Source organism: Mycobacterium sp. ITM-2016-00318 (assembly GCF_002968285.2).
GTDB lineage: Bacteria > Actinomycetota > Actinomycetes > Mycobacteriales > Mycobacteriaceae > Mycobacterium.
This window is the reverse complement of sequence record NZ_CP134400.1, coordinates 4143870-4168252: the sequence shown is the minus strand read 5'-3', so window position 1 is coordinate 4168252 and position 24383 is coordinate 4143870. Positions and strand designations below refer to the sequence as shown.

Sequence of the window (24383 nt, the reverse complement as noted above, 5' to 3'; positions counted from 1 at the left end):
CGATGTCCCTGCCACTCAAGCGACGGCGTGCTCCGCGCGGCTCCGGTGAGCAGCTGAGAGACGAGATACTCGACGCGACCACCGAATTGCTGTTGGAGACCGGACACGCCAAGGCCGTATCGATCCGGTCGGTGGCCCAGCGTGTCGGGGTCACCCCGCCGTCGATCTACCTACACTTCGCCGACAAGGACGCGCTGCTCGACGCGGTGTGTGCGCGGTACTTCGAGAAGCTCGACGAGGAGATGCAGCGGGTCAGCGCCGATCAGCCGTCGACGATCGAGGTATTGCGCGCGCAGGGGCTGGCCTATGTCCGCTTCGCGATGCAAACCCCCGAGCTGTATCGCATCGCGACCATGGGCGAGGGGCGCGAGGGCAGCGACGTCGACATGACGTTGAACAGCTCGGCGTTCCAGCACCTGCGCCATTCGGTCGAGGGATTGATCGAAGAGGGCATCTATCCGTCGAAGGATCCCACCATCGCCGCGCTGCAGCTGTTGACCGCTGTGCACGGCGTCGCCGCGCTGTTGATCTCCAAGCCGTATCTGCCCTGGGGCGATGCCGAGGAGTTCGCCGATCAGACGCTGTCGGCGGCGTGCCTGGGCCATATCGTGCTGGGACTCGTCGATGACGACGACGCCACCCCTGCGCAGACCATCGAGTGGCTGCTGAAAAACCGGCCGCAGGAAGGGAAGTCGTGACAAATACAGGCGACACCACGGACAACCCGTTCTTCGCCAAGCTCTGGACATTCCTGTCGAACCACGAGACCGAGGAGATCCGGCGGCTGCGGACCGAGAACCTGGCGGGCCTGTCCGGCCGTGTGCTCGAGGTCGGCGCGGGTACCGGAACGAACTTCGCGTATTACCCGGAGACCGTGACCGAGGTCGTCGCCGTCGAACCCGAGGTGCGACTGGCTCCGCAGGCCCAGGCGGCCGCCGAGAAGGCGCCGATACCGGTGACCGTGAGTGCAGGCACCGTCGAGAGATACTTGAGCGATGCCGACGGCACGCCGTTCGACGCGGTGGTGTGCTCGCTGGTGCTCTGCTCGGTCGATGACCCGGACAGTGTTCTGCGGCAACTGTTTTCACTTGTCCGCCCCGGTGGTGAGCTGCGCTTCCTCGAACACGTCGGCAGCGGCGGCTTCCGTGGTCGGTTGCAGAAGGTCGCCGACGCGACCGTATGGCCCCGGCTGATGGGCAACTGCCACACCCACCGCGACACCGAGTCGTCGATCGTCGGCGCCGGGTTCGAGGTGGCCGGCGCCCGCCGCGAGGCCGCCATGCCCGCCTGGTTCCCCACGCCGGTGGCCGAGTACACGATCGGCCGTGCCCTCAAGCCCGCTTAGCCCGCCGGTTAGCGATTTGGGCGCGCGCAGTCATCCTCAGCGTGACCAGGCGCGCCGAAACCGCACTCAGCCGAGGAGTGACGGGAGGCGCTGCAGCAGCGTCGGCAGCGCGCTCGCGGCGGACTCCCGCACGGTGGCCGTCGCCGCATTCGACAGCGGTGTCGGCTCGGGGTTGACCTCGATCACGGGGATGCCGTTGGCCAGCGCCAGTTCGGGCAGGCCCGCGGCGGGGTAGACGATCGACGACGTCCCCACCACGACGACGAGATCGGGATTGCTGACCGCCTCGACTGATTTCTGCCATGCCGAGTCGGGCAGCGCCTCGCCGAACCACACGACATTCGGCCTGATCAGCCCGCCGCACCGGCACTGCGGCGGCGTCACCGTCTCGACTGGTTCCGGCATGGCGGGTAGTTCACCTCGAAACTCGCCTTGGCAACGGTCGCAACGGAATTCGAAGAGGCTGCCGTGCAGGTGGTAGACCCGCTCGCTGCCCGCGCGTTCGTGCAGGTTATCGACGTTCTGGGTGACGACGTGCACCTCGGCGTGGTCCTCCCAGGCCGCGACGGCCCTGTGACCGTTGTTCGGCTCGACACCCTGCATCATGTAGTGACGCCACAGGTACCAGGCCCAGACCTTCTCCGGATGTCGCTGCCAACCCTCGGCGCTGGAAATTTCGTAGGGGTCGACTTTCGCCCACAAACCCGTCTCGACGTCGCGAAACGTCGGAACCCCGCTCTCGGCGGAGATACCCGCTCCGCTGAGCACCGTCAATTGCACCTCTCCAAACTAACGCCTATGCGCGATACTGAGCACGTGACCGATTTGGGGGAATGGGTTCAAGCCGATCCGCACGCCAGCCAGCCGTTGTTCGATCAGCTCAGAGGGCAGATCATCGACGGGATTCGAAGCGGTCGGCTGCCACCGGGCACGCGGTTGCCGACGGTGCGCGAACTCGCGGGAAAGCTGAGCATGGCCGTCAACACCGTGGCCCGTGCGTATCGCGAGCTGGAGTCTGCCGGAATCCTCGAAACACGCGGCCGTTTCGGCACATTCGTCGCCCGAACCGATCCGGCGGACGCCGCGATGGCGACCGCTGCGCACACCTATGCGACGGCGGCCAAGGCGCTCGGCGTCGACAAGGACGAGGCGCTCAAATATGTCGAGGCGGCGTTCGGCTAACCGAACTCGAGCAGGGTGTAAACCGGCCGAACGGAATCGAGTAGCGGTATTCGCTGAAGAGTCCACATCAACCCGTTCAGCACTTTGCCGCGAGCGGGCACCATCGGCAGATCGTGCACGGCTCGCACGCCGGGGATGGTGTTGGCGAGATTTGCGATATCCGACGGCGACAGCGTGAACGGCATCGGCGGGACCCGGTAGCGCAGCGACGCTCGGAAGCCTCGCCGTACCCACGCGGCGAACAACGCAGGCGGCAGGTCGAACATCATCTGTCCGCCGGGAAATCGCTTGGCACATTCGGCGATCAGGCCGAGGGCCTCCTCCGGCTGCAGGTACATCAGTAGGCCCTCGGTGGTGATGAACACGCCGTCGGCGGCGTCCACCCGATTCATCCAGCTGTAGTCCAGCGCGGACTGCGCGATCGTCGTCACCCGGTCCGACGGCGGCAGCAGTCTCTCGCGCAGTTCGATAATCGGTGGCAGATCAACGGTGAGCCAACGGAACTGGTCGCCGACACCCGACGCGTCCAATCGGTAGAAGCTGGTCTGCAAACCCTCCGCGAGCGCGACAACGGTCGCCGACGGGTGGTCGACGAGGTAGCGGCGGGTGTACTTGTCGAACGCGAGCGCTCGAAGCGCCATGTCCTGGCGGCGGGTGAAACCGAACTTGGCGAAGTCGAAGTCGATGTCGTCGACCAGCTTGATCGCCATCGGGTCCTCGATGATGGAGTCCGGTCGCCGTGCCTCGGTAGCCCGCACCAACAGCGTCAGCAGCGCCGTCTCGGAGACGCCGGTAAGCGCAGAACCGTCAGCCTTACTCATCAGCTAGCGCTCATTTCAGTACCTTGTCGATCGTCCGTAGGTTGCGAGTCGTCGTCGACGACTTGTAGCGCTTCTTGCCCATCGTCTTGCCGATCGTGGTGTCCAGCGTCCCCTTGTTCGGCACCTGCCAATAGATGACGCCCTCGCCGCGCTTGATCTTCTCGTCCTTGCCCGCGTCCTTCGCGAGCGCGGCCAGTTCGTCGAGCACGTCGGCATCGGTGACGAACGTGACGTAGCTGTGGTACCCGTCGACCTCGCGCTCGAACGGGAACTTGTCCGATATCGCCTTCACGGTGTCGATGTCGTAGGCCAGGACCCAAGCGTCGTAGCCGAACTCGTCGCGCAGCACCTTCTCGGCCTTCTTGCGGACGGCGTCGACGCCAGACCTGCTCTCCAACAACACGTTACCGGTGGCCAGCACGGTCTTGACACCTGTGAACCCGGCGTTCTCCAGGGTCGCGACGACCTCCACCATCTTGAGGTTCACCCCGCCGACGTTGACACCGCGCAGGAACGCGGCATACCGGGTCACCGGTCGAACTCCAGCAGCGTGATGCTCGGCCGGTACCGGCTCAGACCTCGATCGAAGAGCGGCCACCCGAAGACCTTGTACACGCCGCGGCCCGGCGGGTATTTGATGTCGCGGGCGCTGCGGATGCCGGGGATGCTATCGGCCAACGCCATTCCCTCCTCGGGCGTCATCGCGAACGGCATCGGCGGAGCGGTGTAGCGGTCGGACAATTTGACACCCTTGAGCGTCTTGCGACTGAAGAACGGCGGGATGTTGTCGAACATCATCCGGCCGCCGGGGAACCGTGCGGCGCATTCGCGAATAAGCCCGAGTGCGTCGTCGGGGTTCAGGTACATCAACAATCCCTCGGCGGTGATGAAGACACCGTTCGACTGGTCGACCCTGTCCATCCAGCTGTTATCGAGCGCGGACTGTGCGAGCGGAACGATCCGGTCGTCGTGCGGAAGCAGTTGCGCGCGCAGGGCCATGACGGGCGGCAGATCGATGGAGTACCAGGTCAACTCGTCGGCGTAGCCCTCGGCCTCCAGTCGCCAGAAGCTGGTCTGCAGGCCCTCGGCCAGCGCAACGACCGACGCCTTCGGATGCGATCCCAGGTACTCCTGCATCTCGCGGTCGAAGGCCGCGGCCCGCAGTGCATGCGACTGGTTGGGCTTGCCGAACTTGAGGTAGTCGTAGGAGATCGAGTCGCACAGGGTGATGGCCCACGGATCCCGGATGACCCCGTCGGACCGTTTCGCTTCCGTGGCGCGGAAGTGCAGCGTCCACAACGTCGTCGCCGAAACGCCTTCCAGGGTGTCGCCGCTGATTACTGCCATGCGGCCATAGTAGGTACGCGCTGCCAATAGCAGTCGGCCCCGCCTGCGCCCGACGTAGGCTCGGGGCATGACCCGCCAGGTGTTCGACGACAAGCTGCTCGCGGTGATCAGCAACAACTCGCTCGGCGTGCTGGCCACCATCAAGCGCGACGGCAGGCCGCAACTGTCCAACGTGTCGTATCACTTCGACCCGCGAACGCTGACCATCCAGGCGTCGATCACCGAACCGCGGGCGAAGACACGCAATCTGCGCCGCGACGAGAGGGCGTCGCTGCACGTCAGCTCTGACGACGGATGGTCCTACGCCGTCGCCGAGGGCAACGCGGGCCTCACCCCTCCCGCTGCCGACGAACACGACGACACCGTCGAGGCGCTGATCGCGCTGTACCGCAACATCAGGGGCGAGCATCCCGACTGGGACGACTACCGGCGAGCCATGGTCGACGACCGGCGGGTCGTGATGACGCTGCAGATCTCGCACCTGTATGGCATGCCGCCCGGCAAGCGCTGACGCGGCCGAACAGTCGGCAGGAAAAGGTTGCGGCGACGCCACGGCGGCCGCGCTAGGCTGCCGCTATGGCTGATTCACCGGAAGACGACACGAAACGGAAGTTCCGGGAGGCGCTGGAGAAGAAGAAGGCGAAAGCCGGCGGCGGAGCCGATCACAAGGACGCCGGAAACAAGCAGCCCAGGGCGCACGGCCCGCTCGAGAGCAGGCGCGAGTTCCGCCGCAAGAGCGGCTAGCGCTAGGGCCACTGGCGACACCGGGTGCGGGCGTGCTGTAACTACCCTGCAGGTAGGTCTGTCCTGCAACGGAAGTCTGAGTAAAGTGCTCAAACCCGGGCTCAGGCGAGAACAGCGGCCTTGCGTCTCTCCCGAACGACAATGGCCACCAGGCAGAACACCGCCAGCACGGCCACCGCCGCCGCGAACGCGGATCCTGCGGTCTGCAGTCCCCACAGCCGCGCGGCGAATCCCTCGCCGATCACCGGAAGCGATATCGCCACGTACGCGACGACGAAGTAGGCGGAACTGATCTCAGCTCGTCGATCCGCGGGTGTCAGCTCGGATATCGCCGCCAGTCCGCGGCTGAAGCAGATGCCTTGTCCGACACCGCCGACGATCGCGGCGGCGATCAGGCCCCAGAGCGACGAGAGTTCCAGCGCGGCGGTGAGGATGACCATCCCGACGACCAGGATGGCGCAGCCGACGACCAACGCCCGCTTCGGCTCGATTCGGCCCGCGAAGAGTTGTGTTGCCGCCGAGGCGACGAAGACGGTGGATGCGACGGCGCCCGCGACAGCGTGGTTCTCCACGCCGATGACGCCAGAGAGAAATGCCGGTGCGACCGACGCGAACAGACCGGTGACGGCGAAGCCGGCGAACGCGCCGATCGCTGCGATGGCGAAGACACCACGAACCTCGGGCGGCACCGCAAGACGTTGTATACCAAGGGTTCCTGTACGTTCGGACGTTTCCGGCACGACGAGCACCGCTATGGCGGCCAGCAGAGTCATTCCGATGTGCACGACAAATGTCAGGTGCAGTGGATGAGGCGCGTACTGAACCAAGACTCCCGCAAGGAGAGGCCCTCCGCCAAGTCCGCCGACGTTGGCGGCCGTAGCGACCGCCGCCGCTCGGGTGTGCCACTTGGGCGGTGCCGCTTCGATGACCGCAGCGGTCGCGGTGCCTGTGAAGATGCCCGCCGACAACCCGGAGAGAACTCGTCCTACCAACAGCAGCGGCACTGAATCGGCGGCCAAGAACACCATGGCGCTCGCGAGTGCCGCCGCGGTGCCCGCCAGCAGAAGCGGCCGCCGTCCGATGGCGTCCGACCAACGGCCGAACGCCAGCAGCGCGAAGAGAACGCCGAACGCGTACGTCGCGTAGATCACCGTGGTCGTCAGCACGTCGAAGTGCATTCGCTCCGCGTAGAGCGCATACATCGGCGTCGGCAGTGTGGTGCCGACCATGATCGCCGCGAAGGCGTACGCCAGCAACGCGAACGCATAGCGGCGGCGGGGCGAGGTTTCGAGCATGTGGTTGTTCAGCGGCTTAGCCACCTGCTCTATTCCACCAGATCAGTGCGGTGTGACCGCTTTCTCGGCGCCGACGCCGGTCAGGGCCCGCACCTCGAACTCCGCATTCAACTCCGGATCGCCGCGATCCGACGACGTCAGTGTGCCGACGATGCCGAGGAGGAACGCGAGCGGAATCGACACGATGCCCGGATTCGCGAGTGGGAACCAGGCGAAGTCCACGCCCGGCATCATCGCCGTCTTCGCGCCCGACACCGCGGGGGAGAAGATGATCAGCACGATCGTCGAGATCATCCCGCCGTACATACTCCACAGCGCACCGCGCGTGTTGAACCGTTGCCAGTACAGCGAATACAGGATGGTCGGCAGATTGGCGGCGGCGGCGACCGCGAAGGCCAGCGCTACCAGGAACGCGATGTTCTGCTCGGCGGCGAGGATGCCGAGCAGGATCGCGAAGATGCCGATCACCACGACGGTGATACGGGATACCCGGACCTGCTCGCCCTCGTTGACGTCGTGGTTCTTCAGCACGCTGGCATAGATGTCGTGCGCGAACGACGTCGCCGCGGTGATGGTCAGCCCGGCGACGACCGCGAGGATCGTCGCGAACGCGACCGCGGAGATGATGCCGAGCAGGACCACACCGCCGAGTTCGAACGCCAGCAGCGGCGCCGCGGAATTCTGCGCGCCTGGCGCTGCGAGTATCGCGTCTGGCCCGACGAGTGCCGCCGCACCGTAGCCCAGCGCCAGCGTGAACAGGTAGAAGGCGCCGATAAGGACGATCGCCCAGACCACCGAGCGGCGTGCTTCCTTGGCCGTCGGCACTGTGTAGAAGCGCATCAGCACGTGCGGCAGTCCGGCGGTGCCGAGGACCAGCGCCAAGGCCAGCGACACGAAGTTGATCTGCGACGTCAGGCTGGCACCGTACTGGGCACCCGGCGCGAGCACGTCGCGCTTGGCGACGCCCTCGGTCGTCGCACTCGAAACGGCCGACTGCGCGGAGCCGAGCATCTCGGAGAAGTTGAGGCCGAACTTGGCCAGCACCCAGACCGTCATCAGCGCGGCGCCGCCGATCAGCAGGACCGCTTTGATGATCTGCACCCAGGTGGTGCCCTTCATACCGCCGATGAGGACGTAGAGGATCATCAACACGCCGACGACCGCGATCACGAGGGCTTGGCCGATATCGCTGGTGATGTTGAGCAGCAGTGCCACCAGCCCGCCGGCGCCCGCCATCTGGGCCAGTAGATAGAACAAGCAGACTGCAAGCGTGGTGAGGGCTGCGGCCATACGCACCGGGCGTTGTCTGAGCCGGAAGCTCAGCACATCGGCCATCGTGAATTTGCCTGCGTTACGCAGCAATTCGGCGACCAGCAGCAGCGCGACCAGCCAGGCCACCAGGAAGCCGATGGAGTAGAGGAACCCGTCGTAGCCATAGACCGCGATGGCGCCCGCGATGCCGAGAAAGCTGGCAGCCGACAGATAGTCACCTGAGATCGCGATGCCGTTCTGCGGGCCGGTGAACGAACGCCCTGCGGTGAAGAACTCGGCTGCTGTCGCGTTTTTCTTGCTGGCCCGAATCACGAAGAACAGCGTCACCGCGACGAACAACAGGAAGATCCCGATGTTGGCGGCGGGGTTGCCTATCGCTTCGCCGTCAGCGGCAAGGATGTGGGCGGTCACGCGGGGCGGCCTTCCAACTCGTCGCGGATGGCTTCGGCACGCGGGTCGAGTTCACGGTTGGCGAATCGCACGTAGATGAAGGTGATCAGGAAGGTGGTGACGAACTGGCCGAGCCCGATCACGATGCCGACGTTGATGTCGCCCCACACCTTGGTGGCCATGAAGTCGTGGGCGAAGGCGCCGAGGAGTACGTAGGCGAAATACCACAGGAGGAAGACGGCAGTCATCGGAAATACGAAGCGGCGCAGTCTACTTCGCAGTTCTCGGAACTCCGGACTCGCCTGGACTTCGACGAATCGCTGACCGCTGGCAGACGACTCGGGCGCTGCGGGCGGAAGGTCGGTATCGGACAATGCGGACTCCCTGACCTCGATGTGAAATTGTGCGGTCCACAGCATACTGAGACCTGGCTGAGGCGGGGGTTCCCGACGTTCGGCGACGTCAAACCGCATAAGCGTCGCCGAGTGGCCAGTTGTATAGCGGCTGAGCGTGTCGAGGAGCAGATAACTGGCCACTCGAGGCGCGATTCGGGGATCTAAACTGTCGCTGTGCCAAACCTGCAGCTGGTCCAAGATCCCGAGGCCGACGCTCTGCTGGAGTCGAACCCCTTTGCGTTGCTAATCGGCATGCTGCTCGACCAGCAAATCCCACTCGAGGTCGCGTTCGCGGGCCCGAAGAAGATCGCCGATCGCATGGGCGGTGTGGACGCCCGCGAAATAGCCGACTACGACCCGGAGAAGTTCGCTGCGTTGTGCGGGGAGCGACCTGCCGTTCATCGCTTCCCCGGATCGATGGCCAAGCGCATCCAGGCGTTGTCGCAGATCGTCGTCGACCGCTACGGCGGTGATGCCGCCGCGGTCTGGGCGGCGGGCGATCCCGACGGCGCGGAAGTGCTGGCGCGACTGAAGGAGCTGCCTGGCTTCGGCGAGCAGAAGGCCCGAATCTTCCTGGCGCTGTTGGGCAAACAGTACGGGGTGACGCCGAAGGGCTGGCGCGAGGCGGCCGGCGACTACGGCAAGGCGGGGTCGCATCTGTCGGTCGCCGACATCGTCGACGCCGGGTCGCTTGAGAAGGTGCGGTCGTACAAGAAGCAGATGAAGGCGGCAGCCAAGGCGGCCAAGAAGTAGAGCGCTACAGCGGTTCGCCGTCGAAGCGCTCCCTGGTCGCGAACTCCGAAACGGGTTTGCGCGTGAGCTTCTTGATCTGCTTCACCGGCTTGCCGATCGGCAGCAGCGCGGCGATCGCGTAGTCCTCCGGAATCCCGAGCAGTTCTTTGACGCGAGGCTCCTCGGCGACGGCCATCGTGGTGAGCACGCCGCCGTAGCCCTCATTGCGGGCTGCCAGCAGGATGTTCCAGACCAACGGGTAGACCGAGGCGCCGGGGATCACTCCGATGCGGTCGAGGTGCTGGTCGAAGGCCGCGCACACGTTGAGGTCGACGCACACCACCAGCACGGCTCCTGCCGTGAGCACAGGGGCGCCCAGATACGGCGGAACCTCGGTCGCGGCCACCTCTTCAGCGGAAACCCTCATGGGCTGCAGCGGGTTCCAGGGCCCCTCGCCGTTCTTCGTCTGCGCGAGGTAGCGTCGCGCACCCGTCACGCTCAGGTCCACGATCGCCTCGCGCGTCGCCCTGTCGCGGACCACGATCACGTGGGCGCCCTGCCGATTGCCGCCGCTCGGCGCGAACCGGGCGTTGTCGAGGATGCGTTCGAGCACGTCGTCGGGCAGCGGATCATCGGTGAACCGGCGCACCGCCCCCATCGTGCGCATGACGTCGTATAAGTCCATGCGCTACATCCTGACTGTGGGATTCTAGAAGCATGAAGACCCATCTGAACTGTCCGTGCGGCGAGGCGATCACCGGCTCGGATGAGGACGACCTCGTCGAGAAGGCGCAGAAGCACCTTTCCGAGCAGCATCCCGGCCGTGAATACGACCGGGACGCCATCCTCTTCATGGCCTACTGAGGTAGCTCGCGGGCTACGGCACCACCGTCGAGCCGATGGTGGGCATGAACTGACACTGCTTCTCGGTGGTGGTCACCTGGCCGAAGATCGTCGACATGATGCTGCCCGAGCCGGTGTCGACGATCGCCGACAGGGTCGTCGGGCCCTCCGGGTTGATGTCTGAACGCGGCTTGAGCGCGGCGCTGCCCGACTTACCGTTGGTCAGGTTGACCCAGGTGACGTTGAGCGGCAGCTTCTGCTCTGCCGCCGGGCCGGGCGTGCCGATCGCGGTGAACACGTAGGCGGTCTGGCCCGCGGCGGGTCCCGGCGCGGGGATCCTGGCGGGGCCGGCGACCGAGATTGCGGTCGCGAGCACGGTCCCGCCGTCCTTCAGGCACCCGTTGCTGATCGACGGATACATGAAGTCCTGCGTCGGCGGCGCGTCGTCGCCGAACTGCATATTGGCCGCGGCCTGGGAAGCAGGCGCCGCGCCGTTGGGAGCCGGTGCAGGTGCAGGTGCCGCCTCGGGTGTCGCGGCCGCTTCGGGGATCGCGGCCGCTTCGGGGGCAGGAGCGGCAAGAGCCTCCGTCGCTGGTCCGACGGCGTGGGCGGGGTCGACACCCGCGGGCAAGTGAGCCTCGGCGCCCGGCACCGCGCCAGGGGCGGGCACATGCGCGGCCGCCGGTTCCGCGACGAAGCTGTTGACCGCAGTCGCCACATTCTTCGAGTCCGGTGGTGCCGTCGAGTTGCCCGTGAACGCCGCTGCCGCCGCCATCAACGTCGACACAGCGTTGTACGGATCGGCGGCCGCCTTCTGAACTGCCGGGCTCAGCCCCTCCACTGCCTGCAGTCCCGGTGCCTGAATGGCATCGATAGGCAGTGGAGCGGCCGGCTCGGCGTTGGCGGTACCCGTCATACCCAGCAGCATTGCTGCCGACGAGCCGACTGCGATGGCGCCGTTGGCGAACAACTTGCGGGTCGATGACATGGTTCTCCCTAGGCTCGAAGGTGTGGCGGTCTCTTGAGCGTCACGGCAGGGCGCTGAGGACCCCGGCCGGAACGCCGGGGAGGACAGCTGCTGCCGGTGCCGCGGCAGCAGGTGCGGCGGCGATCGGTGCAACGGGTGCCAGGGCCAGGGCGGGTGCCGTTGCGAGGGGTGCCGCCTGCGCCGTTGCCGCCTGCGCCGTCGCCGCGGGTGCCGTCAGTCCGGGTACGGACAGGCCGCTCGGAAGCAAAGCGGCCAGCCCACCGGCATTCGACAGCGGGGCGGGCAGCGCCGAGGTGAGGGACGAAATGGCGTTGCCCGGGGCCGACGCGGCGGCCGGAGCGGCGGGTGCCGCGGGAGCGGCCAGAGCGGCCGGAGCGGCCGGAGCGGCCGGAGCCGTAGGCAGCGTGGGCGTCTGCGGCAGTGTCAGCGATGCGGTGGCGCCGGGAGGCGGCGTCGCGGGCGTCGCGGGCGTCGCGGCAGGGGCCGACGCGCCCGACATCGAACTCGCGAGGGTCTGCATCAGTTGCGGCGCAGCGGCACCGACGGTCGACAGCTGGGTGAGCAGCTGTGCACCGGGGTTCGGCGGGGCCGGCACCGGATCGGCGGACGCCGTCGCGCTCAGCGACAGCGCCGTGACCGCGCCCGCGGCGGCGATCATGGTCGGCACAAACAAATTCCGAAGGCGGTTCATGGTTCTCCCAATCGTTGGTTAGCGAAGGCCTGAACCCGAAGCTAGTGAGTTACTGGTGTGACTCAAGTGACACGTGTGGCATTTATGCAACCGTTACTGAGGCGACGTTCTACGGTGACCGGATCGCTAGAGTCGGTCGGATAGACGCCATAGCGAAGACGAACCCGCGGCTGCCGACGCGACTGGCGGCCGCGGCGCCGTGGCTGCTCCTGGTCAGCGTCGCCGCGCGGCTGGCGTGGACCTATGTGGTGCCCAATGGCGCGAACTTCGTCGACCTGCACGTCTACGTCGGCGGCGCAGGCGCCTTGGACGAGCCTGGCACGCTGTACGACTTCGTCTACGCCGACCAGACGCCGGACTTCCCGCTCCCGTTCACCTACCCGCCGTTCGCGGCCGTCGTGTTCTACCCGCTGCACCTTGTGCCGTTCTGGCTCGTCGCCCTCGCGTGGCAATTGGGCATCATCGCCGCGCTGTACGGCGTCGTGCGGATCAGCCAACGGCTGCTCGTCACCGACGAGGAACTCGCGAGAGGTCGGCGGGTGGCGATGGCGTGGACCGCCGTCGGCATCTGGCTGGAACCGCTGCGCAGCACATTCGACTACGGCCAGATCAACGTGCTGCTGGTGCTCGCCGTGCTGTACGCCGTCTACAGCACACGATGGTGGGTGTCGGGTCTGCTGGTCGGGCTGGCCGCCGGGGTGAAGCTGACACCCGCGGTCAGCGGGCTCTACTTCCTGGGCAAGCGCCGCTGGGGAACGGTGGTGTTCTCGGCAGTCGTGTTCTTCGCGACAATCGGCGTCTCGACGTTCGTGGTCGGCGACCAAACCCGTTACTACTTCACCGAATTGCTCGGCGACGCGAGTCGTGTCGGTCCGATCGGAACATCGTTCAACCAGTCGTGGCGGGGCGGCATCTCGCGAATCCTCGGCCACGACGCGGGCTACGGTCCGGTGGTGGTGGCGGCGATGGTCGTCACCGCGGCGGTGGCGTTTCTGGCGTGGCGGGCGCTGGGCAGCGACGACCGGCTCGGCGGGATCGTGGTGGTCTCGCTGTTCGGGCTGCTGCTGTCGCCGATCTCGTGGACCCATCACTGGGTGTGGGTGCTGCCGCTGATGATTTGGCTGCTGCACGGCCCGCTGCGGAGACTGCGCGGCGCGCGGATCCTCGGCTGGGGCTGGCTGGTACTGACGATCGTCGGCGTGCCGTGGCTGCTCAGCTTCGCTCAGCCCACGATCTGGGTGATCAGCAGGCCCTGGTACCTCGCGTGGGCCGGGTTGTTCTACATCGTGGCGACGCTGGCAACGCTGGCCTGGGTCGCGGCTACTGGCCCACGATTCCGTCGATCTCCTTAGCCATCTCCACATCCTTGTCCGTGATGCCGCCCTCAGAATGCGTGACGAGAGCGAAAGTCACTGTCCGCCAGCGGATATCAATGTCGGGATGGTGGTCTGCCTGCTCGGCCCGTTCGCCAACGCGGCGCACGGCGTCGATGCCGTCCAGGAACGCGGGGAACTTGATCGACCGACGCAGCGCTCCGTCCTTGCGCTCCCAGCCGTTGAGGTCGGGCAGTGCGGCGTCTACTTGTTCGTCCGATAACACAGCCATGACTGTTAGGTATACCGTCAGCGGTGACGGCAAACCAGATAGACGTGTCATCGAGCCGGCCACCAAGGCGAAGCCGCCACCACCGCCGCGGCCAGGCCGCAACAAAGACAAGTAACTAGCCGGCCACCGCGCCACCACCATCGTCGGCGCGGTGTCGATCTAGGCCCTGTACCGTCAGCCGCGATGCCGAACCAGATCGTCGTCGCGGGTGCGCTGATCGCCGGCGCGACACTGCTGGTGGCGCAGCGGGAACGCCCGCCGGAGCTCGCGGGTCTGTGGGAACTTCCTGGCGGCAAGGTCGCGCCGGGGGAGAGTGACGCCGCCGGATTGGCGCGCGAACTGCTAGAGGAACTCGGCGTCGAGGTGACGGTCGGTGCGCGTCTGGGCGACGACGTCGCACTGAATGAGGCGATGACGCTGCGCGCTTATCGGGTCACCCAGACCGGTGGCGCGCTGCGGCCCCATGACCACCGAGCGTTGCGATGGGTGACGGCAGACGAACTCGAGGGTCTGCCCTGGGTCCCCGCAGACCGGGCGTGGCTCGGCGATTTGATTCTCGCGCTTGGCGATTCGGCATAACCGGTGGCCCGAGCAGCTGCTGAGCTATCCGCGGTGCGAGGAACGACAGCACCTACCGGCACATGTCGAATGTGCTGTCGACACATGACGATCGCGGCTGCGCCGGCACTCCCGGCGACGGCCGGCTCAGTAGCGCAGCCGGTCGCCCACCACGCGGACCTCAGACGGGGGGCGGTGGTGGTGCAAGGAGTAGAGGGGATGTGTGAGTACCGGGTGACGGCAGTGTGGGCAGGACTGCTGCGCCGCGTTCGCCGATGAAAACGCCAAGTGGTGACACGCAGCGCACCGGACCACGTAGAAGGCGCCAATCCAATTCAGCAGCCCGAGATAAATGGCCGCCGTCGTCGCCAGGCCGATCACGGCGATCAGAACGATCGTCAGAACTTCGTAAACCGACATATTCGCCACCTTCACACTCGGCTGCCGGACAAAAATCACGGTACGCCGCGAAGCTGGGACGATCAGGATCTTCGGGCCCGCTTGAAAACCTTCACCAACTGCTTGCCGCGGATGCCGGTGCGCTCGGCTTTTCGCACTTTATGCACGACGACCGGGCATTTCTTGCAGCGCGGCTTGCTCCGGCAGCACTTTTTCTTCGGTTTGATGTCGGCCAGGTCGCTGGGTTTCAAGTGACGGGAGTCTCTCGTTTTCGTAATCGACCGATTGCACTGAGACAATCCCAGCGTGGAATTTCGCAACGTCGCCATCGTGGCACACGTCGACCATGGGAAGACGACCCTCGTCGACGCGATGCTGCGGCAGTCGGGCGCGCTGACGCATCGGGGTGATGACGCGATCGAACGCCTGATGGACTCCGGTGACCTGGAGAAGGAAAAGGGCATCACGATCCTGGCGAAGAACACCGCCGTGCATCGCAAAAACCCCGACGGCAGCATGACGGTCATCAACGTCATAGACACCCCGGGGCACGCCGACTTCGGCGGCGAGGTCGAACGCGGGCTGTCGATGGTCGACGGCGTGCTGCTGCTGGTCGACGCGTCCGAGGGGCCGCTGCCGCAGACTCGCTTCGTGCTGCGCAAGGCGCTGGGCGCGCACCTTCCGGTGATCCTGGTGGTCAACAAGACCGACCGACCCGACGCCCGCATCGCCGACGTCGTGTCGGAAAGTCACGATCTGCTGCTCGACGTCGCATCCGATCTGGACGAGGAGGCTCAGAAGGCGGCGGAGAACGCGCTCGGATTGCCGACGCTGTACGCGTCGGGCCGGGCCGGGATCGCGAGCACAACCGAACCCGCCAACGGGGAGAATCCCGACGGCGAGAACCTCGATCCGCTGTTCGACGTTCTGCTGGAGCACATCCCGCCGCCGGAGGGCGACCCCGAGGCGCCGCTTCAGGCGCTGGTGACCAACCTCGACGCGTCGGCGTTCCTCGGCAGGCTCGCGCTGATCCGCATCTACAAGGGCCGGATACGCAAGGGTCAGCAGGTCGCGTGGATGCGCGAGGTGGATGGCCACCCGGTCATCACGAACGCCAAGATCACCGAACTGCTCGTCACCGAGGGTGTGGACCGGACGTCGACCGACGAGGCCATCGCCGGTGACATCGTCGCCGTCGCCGGCCTGCCGGAAATCATGATCGGCGACACCCTGGCCGATCCCGAACACGCGCACGCGCTTCCGCGGATCACTGTCGACGAGCCCGCGATCTCCGTCACGATCGGCACCAACACCTCGCCGCTCGCGGGCAAGGTGAAGGGACACAAGCTGACCGCCCGAATGGTGAAGTCGCGCTTGGACAGTGAGCTCGTCGGCAATGTGTCGATAAAGGTCGTCGACATCGACCGGCCCGACGCCTGGGAGGTGCAGGGCCGCGGAGAGCTGGCGCTGGCCGTCCTTGTCGAACAGATGCGTCGCGAGGGCTTCGAGCTGACGGTCGGTAAGCCACAGGTCGTCACGCGCACGATCGACGGCAAGCTGCACGAGCCGTTCGAAGCGATGACCATCGACTGCCCGGAGGAGTTCGTCGGCGCGATCACGCAGTTGATGGCGGCGCGCAAGGGCCGGATGGAGGAGATGACGAACCACGCGGCGGGTTGGGTGCGAATGGACTTCATCGTGCCGAGCCGCGGGCTGATCGGCTTCCGCACCGACTTCCTGACGTTGACCCGCGGCACGGGTATCGCGAACGCGGTGTTCGACGGGTACCGCCCGTGGGCGGGGGAGATCCGGGCGAGGCACACGGGATCGCTGGTGTCCGACCGGTCGGGCTCCATCACACCGTTCGCGATGATCCAGTTGGCCGACCGCGGGCAGTTCTTCGTCGAGCCGGGCGAGGACACCTACGAGGGTCAGGTCGTCGGCATCAATCCGCGTGCCGAGGATCTCGACGTCAACGTGACGCGTGAGAAGAAGCTGACCAACATGCGGTCATCGACCGCCGATGTCATGGAGACACTTGCCCGTCCGCTGGACCTCGGACTCGAGCAGGCGATGGAGTTCTGCGCGGAGGACGAGTGCGTGGAAGTCACGCCCGAGGTAGTGCGGGTACGCAAGGCGGAACTGAACGCGACCACCCGCGGCCGTAACCGGGCGCGGGCGAAAGCGCGCGGATAGATCTGCACGACGAAGAAGCCGGCCACGCATCGCGCGGCCGGCTTTTCGTTTGGACTGTCAGTTGGTTGCAGCGTCGGTGTTGGAGCTGGTGGTCTTCTGGCCGGTCCCCGTGATTTTCTTGACGGTCCCGTCGAGCCGGTCAGCCGATTCCTTCAGCTGGTTGTTGATTGCCTTGACGGCGGTGCTGATCGGGCGGTGGGTGGCGGTCGAGCCGGTGGTCGTGCCGGCACCCTTGCCGGAACCCGTAAGGACCGCTGCATTGGAGGACGCGCCAGTCTTGGCCACGTTCGTGGCACCGAACGCCTGCGTGTTGGTCACGTTGCTCGCAGAAGGCAGGTTGTCCTTGTCGAGATTTGGATCCACGCCAAGAACATTTGCGATTGGTGCGCGGACCGCGGCCGTGGTGCGCCACAGGACGTTGTCGCGGAACTGAGCGAGCTGTCCGTCTGCAGGTGAAGGGGTTTCATGGTTCAGATCGGTGCCTCCGAGCGGCTGAGGCAACGCGACTGCAAGTGCATCAATGGTGGGATCGGCGATGTACAGAGGCGCATCGATGTACTGGCGGATTGCGATGTAGAGCTCTTCCTCGCTGCCGCTCGCAATGGCCTGTGCGATCGGAATGAGGCCCAGCGGCGCACCAGCTGCACTTGTCACAAAGCGCTCACCCGATGCCAAGAGGCCCGCCCCAACGACTGCGGCGTAGTTCTGGTTGACCTGCGAATCGTCGGCGCCGATAGCATCGCGGATTTGCGTGCGTACTGCATTAGTCGTCGCCCACAGAACGTCATCGCGGAAGTTGATGAGGGCGCCATCAGTGCCGTTGTCGGATTCGTGAACACCGTCGGTGCCGCCGCCAAGCTCGCGCGGCAGGACGGTTGCGAAGGCGTCGATGGTGGGATCTGCGGTCCAGAGCGGGGCGTCGAGGCTCTGCCTGATGACCGAGTACGCCCGGTCCTCATCTCCGTACGCGAGCGCAGCACCGGCGAGCACGGGGCTAAGTGGCGTCAGCGCAGCACTACTGCCAGCCCTGAACCCGCTGTCGGCGAAACCCTGCACCAGGATCGCGGCTTGCTCCAACGGCGTGGCCGTCAGTTCGATTTCCGCCGTCACCGGTGCAGCTTGAGACGGCATTGGAAGCGTGAGCGGCGCAACCGCCAGAACACTCGCTCCGACGATCGCCAAACCGGCCGAAACGCCGCATTGGACACGTGTTGTCATGATTTCCCCCTCAGGAATTGGTTTCAGATCTGATCCGACCCTGCCCGGAAGCGTAAGGCATGAATCGATTCAGAACAAGTTTGCTGAGCAAGTTTTTTATATTCGCACGTCGCGCGGTTGGCGAGGCGTTGACGTCGCGTCTAAACCGCCAAATGGCACGGTTCCGGAGTTTAGCGCTCACCTGAGAAGATTGTAAATCTGTGTAGATATCGCACAGGATTCCCGGTAGAAGCGATGCTTCTGGCCCCTAACCTCTTAAGAAACCAAGCCGGTGGCTTCGCTGGAACCTCCATACCAGCACGTATGGCCTGGCAGGAACCCGCACGCTGGATTTTTAAGCTGAGCCAGCAAATGATGTTTGCTCTGATGGCTTCGTAAGTTGGATAGCCGCGCTCGGCGACCCGTTCACGAATCGGCGGAACGGTGCGCTGTCGATACCCTGTTGGGCGTGCCGTCAGCCCGCCTTCATGATCAGATCGTGCGGGGCGTTGTACTCATCGCATCGATCGTTCTCGTCGGCAGCTGCACTGTGAGCCCACCACCTGCGCCGCAGAGCACCGACACCACCGAAACCACGACTCCGCCGCCGCCGAAGGCGACTCAAATCATCATGGCCATTGACACGATCGGTCCTGGATTCAACTCGCACCTGCTGTCGGACCAGTCGCCGGTTAACGCGGCGATCAGCTCGCTGGTCCTGCCGAGTTCTTTCCGACCGATACCTGACCCGGCGTCGTCAACGGGTTCGCGCTGGGAGATGGACCCGACGCTGTTGGTGTCGGCTGAGGTGACGGATAACAACCCGTTCACCGTCGCCTACAAGATCCGCCCCGAGGCCAGCTGGACCGACAACGCGCCGATCGCCGCGGACGACTACTGGTATCTCTGGCGGCAGATGGTCAGCCAGCCGGGCGTCGTCGATCCGGCCGGCTACGACCTCATCACGGGTGTCCAGTCGATCGAGGGCGGCAAGACGGCGGTGGTGACGTTCTCGCAGCCCTACCCGGCGTGGCGTGAACTGTTCAACGACATCCTGCCGGCGCACATCGTGAAGGACATCCCCGGAGGTTTCGCCTCTGGCCTGACGCGGGCGCTTCCCGTGACGGGCGGCCAGTTCCGGGTGGACAACATCGATCCGCAGCGCGAAGAGATCCTGTTGGCGCGTAACGACCGCTATTGGGCAGTGCCCGCCAAACCCGATCAGATCTTGTTTCGGCGAGCGGGTGCGACTGCGGCACTGGCGGATTCGATCCGTAACGGCGATACGCAGGTCGCACAAGTGCATGGGGGCGCGGCGGCTTTCGCACAATTATCGGCCATCCCCGATGTGCGAACGTCGCGGATCGTAACCCCGCGAGTCATGCAACTGACGATGCGAGGGCAGCAGCCCAAGCTCGCGGATTCGCAAGTGCGCAAAGCCATCTTGGGACTGCTCGACGTTGATCTACTTGCTGCGGTAGGTGCCGGTAGCGATAACACAGTGACCCTCGCGCAGGCGCAGGTGCGATCGCCCTCGGATCCCGGCTACACGCCGACAGCGCCGCCGGCGTTGACCAAGGAAGCCGCGCTTCGACTCTTGGGGAACAGCGGATACCAACTCGTGCCGGTCGATACACCGCCAACGCCGACGCCGGGCACACCCGTGCCCGACGATAACCGTGGCCGTATCACCAAGGACGGCGTGCCGTTGTCGTTGGTGATCGGCGTGGCGACCAACGATCCGACATCGGTGGCGGTCGCCAACACGGTGGCAGACCAACTGCGCAACGTCGGTATCGAGGCATCGGTGCTCGGACTGGATCCTGTTGTGCTGTATGGGGATGCAATCGCGCAGAACCGGGTCGATGCGATCGTCGGTTGGCACCAGGCCGGCGGTGATCTGGCGACTGCGCTGTCATCGCGTTACGGCTGCCGTGCGTTGGAGGCGACGGCGGTGTCGACGACGACCGCCGGCGCACCACCGGCGACGACGTCGTCCACGACGTCCAGTACGTCGAAACCGACTTCGACTACCGTCACGACGACGGCGACCACCACAACGCCCAGCCCCGCACCGGAGTCAGATGCACTGATCCAGGCCCCAAGTAACCTCACGGGCATCTGCGACCGAAGCATTCAGCCGAAGATCGACGCCGCATTGCGCGGGACGGAGAACATCGGCGAGGTGATCGATGCGGTCGAGCCTCGGCTGTGGAACATGTCGACGGTCTTGCCGATCCTGCAGGACACGACGATCGTGGCGGCCGGCCCGCGGGTGCAGAACGTGAGCCTGTCGGGAGCGGTGCCCGTGGGCATCGTCGGCGACGCCGGCATGTGGGCCAAGAAGCCGCAATAGGCCCAAAGAGATCAGCCCCCTGGCGGGCGGGAGGGGGCCGATCCTTGAGCGGTTACTGGGATTTGTTGATTGCTCTAGCTGCCGCCGGGAGCCGGACTCTGGATTCCGTTGCGCAGTGCGCGTCGTAAAGACCATTCGAAAGCCTTCTGCGTCAGCTTTGCATCGGATTACCTACCGATCGATTGGCTGTGGATCAGATAGCGACTGGCGAACCGAAGAAGGCTCGGTTCCCAACCTGGGTTACTCGGTAGTAACCGCCACAGCACCTCCGCCGGAAGGGCTATCCGAGTGAGCATTCCGACGCCCCTTGACAGCAACCTGAAGTAGGTGGGCTGATACTGCCGCAACCAGGAACGGGGCGAGCAGCCACCACGGCGGGCGCGCGAGCTCCCACACGAAGATCGCCGCCCAGATCGGCGCCCGTTGCGTAATCGCGAGTACACCGGCTGCGCACGTCAACGAGACCGCGGGCACGCTGACGTGGTGTTCGGTCCACATGTTGATCGACAGCGCGACAACCGATCCCAATGCCGCGCCCGTGGCCAGTGCGGGAGTAAGCATTCCGCCGACTGCGCCTGCGCGAAGGAAAACCGCGGTGAGGAGCGGTTTGAGGAACAGAAGTAGTGCGGCAGCGCCCAAGGTGAGCCCACTGTTCAGGCTGATCGTCAGGATGCTCTTGCCGTTCCCGGGTAGCTCTGGGTATTGGATCGAACAGAGACCGATGAGGAGGCCTGCAGCGGCGATCGAGGGTATCAGCACCCAAGATTTCATGAGCGTCGCCGGCCGCGCTCGCGCCATGATGTGGTTGAACCCTAAGCCGACACCGAGAGCAAGTGGTGCCAGCACGATCGCGGATGCCGCGAGCAGATAAGACAATTGGGGATTCGGCCATTCCAGGGGCGTGGCCTCATGCGTGACTGGTGATGCCACCGCGACCGCAAGGCTCGAGGTGATCAAGGCAGTACCGACGGCTCGAGGATGCCACGTCTTGAGCAGGATTGCGGTCGCGAATAGGGCGCCGCCGATCGGAACGCTGTAGACGGCTGCCAGGCCTGCGCCGGCGGCGCAAGACAGCAGGATCTCGCGGTCCCGCTCCGTCAGTGACCACCGAGAGGTGCCGAGATCGCTGAGGGCTGCGGCGAATTGACGTGGCGCGCCTTCGCGGCCAAGTGATGCTCCCGAGCCGACGATCAATACCTGCAGTGCCGCGTCGATGGTCAGAGGCAACCGCGGGATGCGTCGGTGGTTGGCGATGGTGTCGGCCAGCGGCGGCACCTCGGTTCGTCGACGAAGCATCCACCAGCCCAAACCGGCGAGCGCTCCACCGATCATCGGTCCCACCGCGCGCCGTACGGGACTGCTTCCGGTGACGCCGGAGAGCAGGGTGCCGAACGCGTAGTGATACGTCAGGTGCTCAACGAAGCGCAGCAGCAGTGTGGTGCAGAGACCGGCGACTCCGGCGAGGAGCCCGACGAGGATGATGCCGCAGCCAAATTCGAGCGTGCGCCGACTCACGGGCTGAATGTATGCCACCGAGACCCGTTTGGGTCGGTGGTGGTCATCGGCGGCGATGCGTGGCGGTGGGTGAAGCCTTCACCGTGCGGTTCAACAGAGTCAGCCCCCTTCGCTGGGAAGAGGGCTGACTCGTTCAGTTGTGCAGCTAGCTCTACTCGTCGTCGGCGCTGCTCGTCTTTGGCGTTCCGCCGCCGAGTGTGTTCCGCACGGTGTCGCCAATTTTCTTGGCAACCGCGCTGATTCCGGCACCGGGGCGGACGCCGTTCTTGGCGTCCTCGGACTTGTCTCCGGGCGTGGTTGGCGGGTCGAATACGACGGGACCACGCATGGCCGTTGTGCCGCCCGGCGGCTTGGCCGCAGCGGCGATATTCGCGCCGAGTTCCTTACCCGGCTGGGTAGCGGCGTCGAGGACCGCGCGAACCCGCTTTGCGGGGCCTCCCGCCTGACCAGGCAGGCCCTCCGGGGGTCCCGCCAGTTCGGGGTCCGGCGCGGTGTCCTGGTCCTTGTTGGGTGACGCGTCCAGCGTGACAACATTCTTCGCCGCTGGGTCGACAACCTTCGCGCTCGCCAAGTTTGCGGTCGAGGAGTTGCCAAGGAAACCCCCAAGACCGGGAAGATCACCCAGACCAGGAAGATCACCCAAACCAGGAAGATCACCCAGACCAGGCGCATCACCAAGCGCACCGAAGAGCGCCTCGGTCAGCGTCTGGAGCACTGGGAATGTGCCCGGCAGAGTGGGGGTGATGACGATCCTGGGCAATGGGCTCGGAGGGATACCCGGGAGAATTTGCGTCACGATGCCCGCCGGCGTGATAAGCCCCGGCGCGAAGATCTGGGTTCCGTACGTTGGTTGAACGGACACGCACGTTGCGCTCGTCGGGTTACAGCCCACAGGGAAAACGCCCACCCGCGGGAGTGGCGGTAGCAGAGGAATCACCAGTTCGGACAGGTTGGGTCCGTATCCGCCGTTGACTACGCCATCGATGATGGTTGCGGGACCGGTGGCGATAAGCGCGACAGCAAGCGCTTCCAAGGGATTATCGGCGTCGAAAGCGTCGATGAGGCTCTGGAGAGCCACCCCGGTCGCTCCTCCGCCGCTGATGACCGGACCAACGAGGCCCAAGGACGCAAGGGGGAGCGACGCCGCTAGCGCTGGATCGATCCCGAGGGCTTCTGCCAACGGCACCAAGAGGGCTTCACTGATTTGAACGGTCGGCGAAGCAACGAGGGTGAAGAGCAATTCGTTGATCGCCTCGTCGACGACCCCAGCAAGCTGTACGTCGCGAACGACCGCAGGGTTGGGAATCTGAATATCGGTCGACCTCGGTTGGATCGGAGCTAGGGCGATGACGCTCGCTCCGGCTATCGCCATACCGGCGGTTACGTATGGGCGTAGTGACAGTTGCATCGGGGTCCTCCTGGCGTGGCTGTGATATGCAGCACTCAGGAATGTATGCCAGAGATTTCAGTTAATTCTCAGGTTTGCTCGGGTCAACATGAATTGATTGCGATCGCAATAATCTCCCTTATGTCCTGGAGATAGCTGATTACGAGCAAATGTCGTTAGGCTAACACCATGGCAAACCTCGAGCGCAGAGCGCCGTCGAGCCCGATAGTTTTGCGCCCGTCCCGCGGATTTGCTGAGTCCGCACGCAGGTTTGTGACCGGCCGACGGAGTGCGCTCATCTCGGCTTTTATCCAGTATCCACTCCGAATATGGCCCGGTGTGCGCACTCCAGAAACCAGCGTTTGAGCGATGCCCTCGGAATCCGCTGACCGCAGATTGCGAGCCCATCGTCGTGATCTGGCAAATTGAGGCGAGCCTGTCGAAATCCAGCGCCGGCTGTTAACTAACGCTCTCGTAAATAAGTTAAACAATTTGATGATTTGCCGCTCTGTTGCGCGACGCGCCGCGTGCTGGCGGGCATTGTGCCCGCTCTGTGGGACGTGACTCGACCGCAAGGGTGCAGGGGGCCGATTCCGCCGCGAGGGTATGTGCAGCGCGATGCCGATCCGCGAAGCCCTGGCTTGCTGTTCGTACACGCCTGTCCGGACGACGAGACGCTGACGACCGGTGGCACGATCGCGCACTATGTCGCCCGCGGCGTCAAGGTCGCAGTCGTCACCTGCACCCTCCGAGGAGGGTGAAGTAATCGGGAACAAGTACGCCCAGCTTGCCGTCGACGCCGCAGACCAACTGGGCGGATATCGCATCAGTGAACTGACGAAAGCACTCAATGCCCTCGGCGTCGAAGAGCCTAATTTTCTTGGCGGGCCGGGTTATTGGCGCGACTTCGGCAAGGAAGACATGGCACCGCGACATGGGCGCTGGTGGGAAAATCAACCGCTGCTCCAGAACCGACGGCCGGCACGGACGAGGACGACCCCAAGGCCCGCCGTCCGCACCACATTCAAGACGATTACAGCAGCCGTCGCCATGCAGACGCACAACGACCTCGGCGCAGAGCCCGTCGCGCAGGCAGCCGTTGCCGGCAATTCGCGTCTGGCAATG

The 24383-nt window shown here is 65.2% G+C and carries 26 protein-coding genes and 1 pseudogene; 12 read left to right on the top strand and 15 right to left on the bottom strand.

All coding sequences use genetic code 11. From position 1 onward, the window contains the following. Positions 1-2: 2 nt before the first annotated feature. Both C6A82_RS20360 and C6A82_RS20355 read left to right on the top strand, forming a co-directional pair. A complete protein-coding gene (locus C6A82_RS20360; protein WP_105347359.1) occupies positions 3-698 on the top strand; it encodes a TetR/AcrR family transcriptional regulator in 696 nt (231 codons plus the stop codon). Further along, positions 695-1345: a class I SAM-dependent methyltransferase gene (locus C6A82_RS20355; RefSeq protein WP_105347361.1), complete on the top strand. Its 651-nt coding sequence runs from the start codon at positions 695-697 to the stop codon at positions 1343-1345. The genes C6A82_RS20360 and C6A82_RS20355 overlap by 4 nt, the downstream gene beginning before the upstream one ends. 66 nt (positions 1346-1411) lie before the next feature. Here C6A82_RS20355 and C6A82_RS20350 read toward each other — a convergent pair whose 3' ends face one another. Continuing rightward, positions 1412-2125, bottom strand: coding sequence for an NAD-dependent deacylase (locus C6A82_RS20350; protein WP_105347362.1), 714 nt, complete (start codon positions 2123-2125; stop codon positions 1412-1414). Between the two features lie 36 nt (positions 2126-2161). Between C6A82_RS20350 and C6A82_RS20345 the strand changes: the two genes are divergently transcribed. Continuing rightward, positions 2162-2527 carry a GntR family transcriptional regulator gene (locus tag C6A82_RS20345; protein WP_105347400.1) on the top strand — a complete coding sequence of 122 codons (366 nt, stop codon included), beginning with the start codon at positions 2162-2164 and terminating at the stop codon, positions 2525-2527. Here C6A82_RS20345 and C6A82_RS20340 read toward each other — a convergent pair. Genes C6A82_RS20340 through C6A82_RS20330 form a run of 3 tightly spaced genes read right to left on the bottom strand, consistent with a single transcriptional unit; the run spans position 2524 to position 4695 of the window. Continuing rightward, positions 2524-3348, bottom strand: a complete 825-nt coding sequence (locus C6A82_RS20340; RefSeq protein ID WP_105347364.1) for a class I SAM-dependent methyltransferase — start codon at positions 3346-3348, stop codon at positions 2524-2526. The genes C6A82_RS20345 and C6A82_RS20340 overlap by 4 nt on opposite strands. Before the next feature lie 10 nt (positions 3349-3358). Further along, entirely contained in the window at positions 3359-3880 is a 522-nt protein-coding gene (locus C6A82_RS20335) for a DUF1697 domain-containing protein (protein ID WP_105347366.1), read from the bottom strand. Next, complete coding sequence (locus tag C6A82_RS20330; protein WP_105347368.1) at positions 3877-4695, bottom strand: class I SAM-dependent methyltransferase; 819 nt, start codon at positions 4693-4695, stop codon at positions 3877-3879. The genes C6A82_RS20335 and C6A82_RS20330 overlap by 4 nt, the downstream gene beginning before the upstream one ends. Before the next feature lie 67 nt (positions 4696-4762). Here C6A82_RS20330 and C6A82_RS20325 point away from each other — a divergent pair, with 67 nt between their 5' ends. Continuing rightward, the gene (locus C6A82_RS20325; RefSeq protein ID WP_105347369.1) at positions 4763-5206 is read left to right on the top strand and encodes a PPOX class F420-dependent oxidoreductase; all 444 of its coding nucleotides are present in this window, start codon (positions 4763-4765) and stop codon (positions 5204-5206) included. Positions 5207-5271: 65 nt separating this feature from the next. Further along, positions 5272-5439: a DUF5302 domain-containing protein gene (locus C6A82_RS20320; protein WP_105347371.1), complete on the top strand. Its 168-nt coding sequence runs from the start codon at positions 5272-5274 to the stop codon at positions 5437-5439. Positions 5440-5540: 101 nt separating this feature from the next. Here C6A82_RS20320 and C6A82_RS20315 read toward each other — a convergent pair whose 3' ends face one another. The 3 genes from C6A82_RS20315 to C6A82_RS20305 are packed head-to-tail and all read right to left on the bottom strand — an operon-like array spanning position 5541 to position 8770. After that, the gene (locus C6A82_RS20315) at positions 5541-6734 is read right to left on the bottom strand and encodes an MFS transporter (RefSeq protein WP_105347401.1); all 1194 of its coding nucleotides are present in this window, start codon (positions 6732-6734) and stop codon (positions 5541-5543) included. Positions 6735-6776: 42 nt separating this feature from the next. Beyond that, positions 6777-8417 carry a cation acetate symporter gene (locus C6A82_RS20310; RefSeq protein ID WP_199193893.1) on the bottom strand — a complete coding sequence of 547 codons (1641 nt, stop codon included), beginning with the start codon at positions 8415-8417 and terminating at the stop codon, positions 6777-6779. Further along, on the bottom strand, positions 8414-8770 hold the full coding sequence (locus tag C6A82_RS20305) for a DUF485 domain-containing protein (protein ID WP_105347405.1): 357 nt from the start codon (positions 8768-8770) through the stop codon (positions 8414-8416). The genes C6A82_RS20310 and C6A82_RS20305 overlap by 4 nt, the downstream gene beginning before the upstream one ends. A gap of 195 nt (positions 8771-8965) precedes the next feature. Between C6A82_RS20305 and C6A82_RS20300 the strand changes: the two genes are divergently transcribed. Continuing rightward, the gene (locus C6A82_RS20300; RefSeq protein ID WP_105347373.1) at positions 8966-9544 is read left to right on the top strand and encodes an HhH-GPD-type base excision DNA repair protein; all 579 of its coding nucleotides are present in this window, start codon (positions 8966-8968) and stop codon (positions 9542-9544) included. Positions 9545-9548: 4 nt separating this feature from the next. Here the strand turns inward: C6A82_RS20300 and C6A82_RS20295 are convergent, their stop codons facing one another. Beyond that, positions 9549-10208 carry a nitroreductase family protein gene (locus C6A82_RS20295; protein WP_105347374.1) on the bottom strand — a complete coding sequence of 220 codons (660 nt, stop codon included), beginning with the start codon at positions 10206-10208 and terminating at the stop codon, positions 9549-9551. A 32-nt stretch (positions 10209-10240) separates the two neighbouring features. On the opposite strand from C6A82_RS20295, the gene C6A82_RS20290 reads away from it, so the two are divergent. Further along, entirely contained in the window at positions 10241-10387 is a 147-nt protein-coding gene (locus C6A82_RS20290) for a DUF1059 domain-containing protein (RefSeq protein WP_105347376.1), read from the top strand. Between the two features lie 13 nt (positions 10388-10400). On the opposite strand, the gene C6A82_RS20285 is transcribed toward C6A82_RS20290, so the two are convergent. Next, positions 10401-11354 (bottom strand): hypothetical protein, encoded by a 954-nt coding sequence (locus tag C6A82_RS20285; protein ID WP_105347378.1) that lies wholly within the window; start codon positions 11352-11354, stop codon positions 10401-10403. Between the two features lie 40 nt (positions 11355-11394). Further along, on the bottom strand, positions 11395-12012 hold the full coding sequence (locus tag C6A82_RS20280; protein WP_233217075.1) for a hypothetical protein: 618 nt from the start codon (positions 12010-12012) through the stop codon (positions 11395-11397). Between the two features lie 113 nt (positions 12013-12125). On the opposite strand from C6A82_RS20280, the gene C6A82_RS20275 reads away from it, so the two are divergent. Beyond that, complete coding sequence (locus tag C6A82_RS20275; RefSeq protein ID WP_105347406.1) at positions 12126-13397, top strand: mannosyltransferase; 1272 nt, start codon at positions 12126-12128, stop codon at positions 13395-13397. On the opposite strand, the gene C6A82_RS20270 is transcribed toward C6A82_RS20275, so the two are convergent. Further along, positions 13366-13650 carry a 4a-hydroxytetrahydrobiopterin dehydratase gene (locus tag C6A82_RS20270; protein WP_105347381.1) on the bottom strand — a complete coding sequence of 95 codons (285 nt, stop codon included), beginning with the start codon at positions 13648-13650 and terminating at the stop codon, positions 13366-13368. The two genes, C6A82_RS20275 and C6A82_RS20270, sit on opposite strands and share 32 nt — an antisense overlap. Positions 13651-13833: 183 nt before the next feature. On the opposite strand from C6A82_RS20270, the gene C6A82_RS20265 reads away from it, so the two are divergent. Further along, positions 13834-14229: a (deoxy)nucleoside triphosphate pyrophosphohydrolase gene (locus C6A82_RS20265; protein ID WP_105347383.1), complete on the top strand. Its 396-nt coding sequence runs from the start codon at positions 13834-13836 to the stop codon at positions 14227-14229. A gap of 126 nt (positions 14230-14355) precedes the next feature. On the opposite strand, the gene C6A82_RS20260 is transcribed toward C6A82_RS20265, so the two are convergent. Continuing rightward, positions 14356-14628 (bottom strand): hypothetical protein, encoded by a 273-nt coding sequence (locus C6A82_RS20260; RefSeq protein WP_105347408.1) that lies wholly within the window; start codon positions 14626-14628, stop codon positions 14356-14358. Positions 14629-14913: 285 nt separating this feature from the next. On the opposite strand from C6A82_RS20260, the gene typA reads away from it, so the two are divergent. Next, positions 14914-16803: a translational GTPase TypA gene (typA, locus tag C6A82_RS20255; protein ID WP_105347385.1), complete on the top strand. Its 1890-nt coding sequence runs from the start codon at positions 14914-14916 to the stop codon at positions 16801-16803. 57 nt (positions 16804-16860) lie between these two features. Here typA and C6A82_RS20250 read toward each other — a convergent pair whose 3' ends face one another. Then, the gene (locus C6A82_RS20250; protein ID WP_142406020.1) at positions 16861-18021 is read right to left on the bottom strand and encodes a hypothetical protein; all 1161 of its coding nucleotides are present in this window, start codon (positions 18019-18021) and stop codon (positions 16861-16863) included. Positions 18022-18496: 475 nt separating this feature from the next. Between C6A82_RS20250 and C6A82_RS20245 the strand changes: the two genes are divergently transcribed. Next, the gene (locus C6A82_RS20245) at positions 18497-20356 is read left to right on the top strand and encodes an ABC transporter family substrate-binding protein (RefSeq protein ID WP_396836829.1); all 1860 of its coding nucleotides are present in this window, start codon (positions 18497-18499) and stop codon (positions 20354-20356) included. 240 nt (positions 20357-20596) lie between these two features. On the opposite strand, the gene C6A82_RS20240 is transcribed toward C6A82_RS20245, so the two are convergent. Further along, a complete protein-coding gene (locus tag C6A82_RS20240; protein ID WP_105347409.1) occupies positions 20597-21871 on the bottom strand; it encodes a chloride channel protein in 1275 nt (424 codons plus the stop codon). Positions 21872-22022: 151 nt separating this feature from the next. Continuing rightward, positions 22023-23279: a hypothetical protein gene (locus C6A82_RS20235; RefSeq protein ID WP_142406021.1), complete on the bottom strand. Its 1257-nt coding sequence runs from the start codon at positions 23277-23279 to the stop codon at positions 22023-22025. Positions 23280-23866: 587 nt separating this feature from the next. On the opposite strand from C6A82_RS20235, the pseudogene C6A82_RS20230 reads away from it, so the two are divergent. Continuing rightward, positions 23867-24200, top strand: a pseudogene (locus C6A82_RS20230) (PIG-L family deacetylase); the annotation flags it as partial. Positions 24201-24383 lie beyond the last annotated feature (183 nt).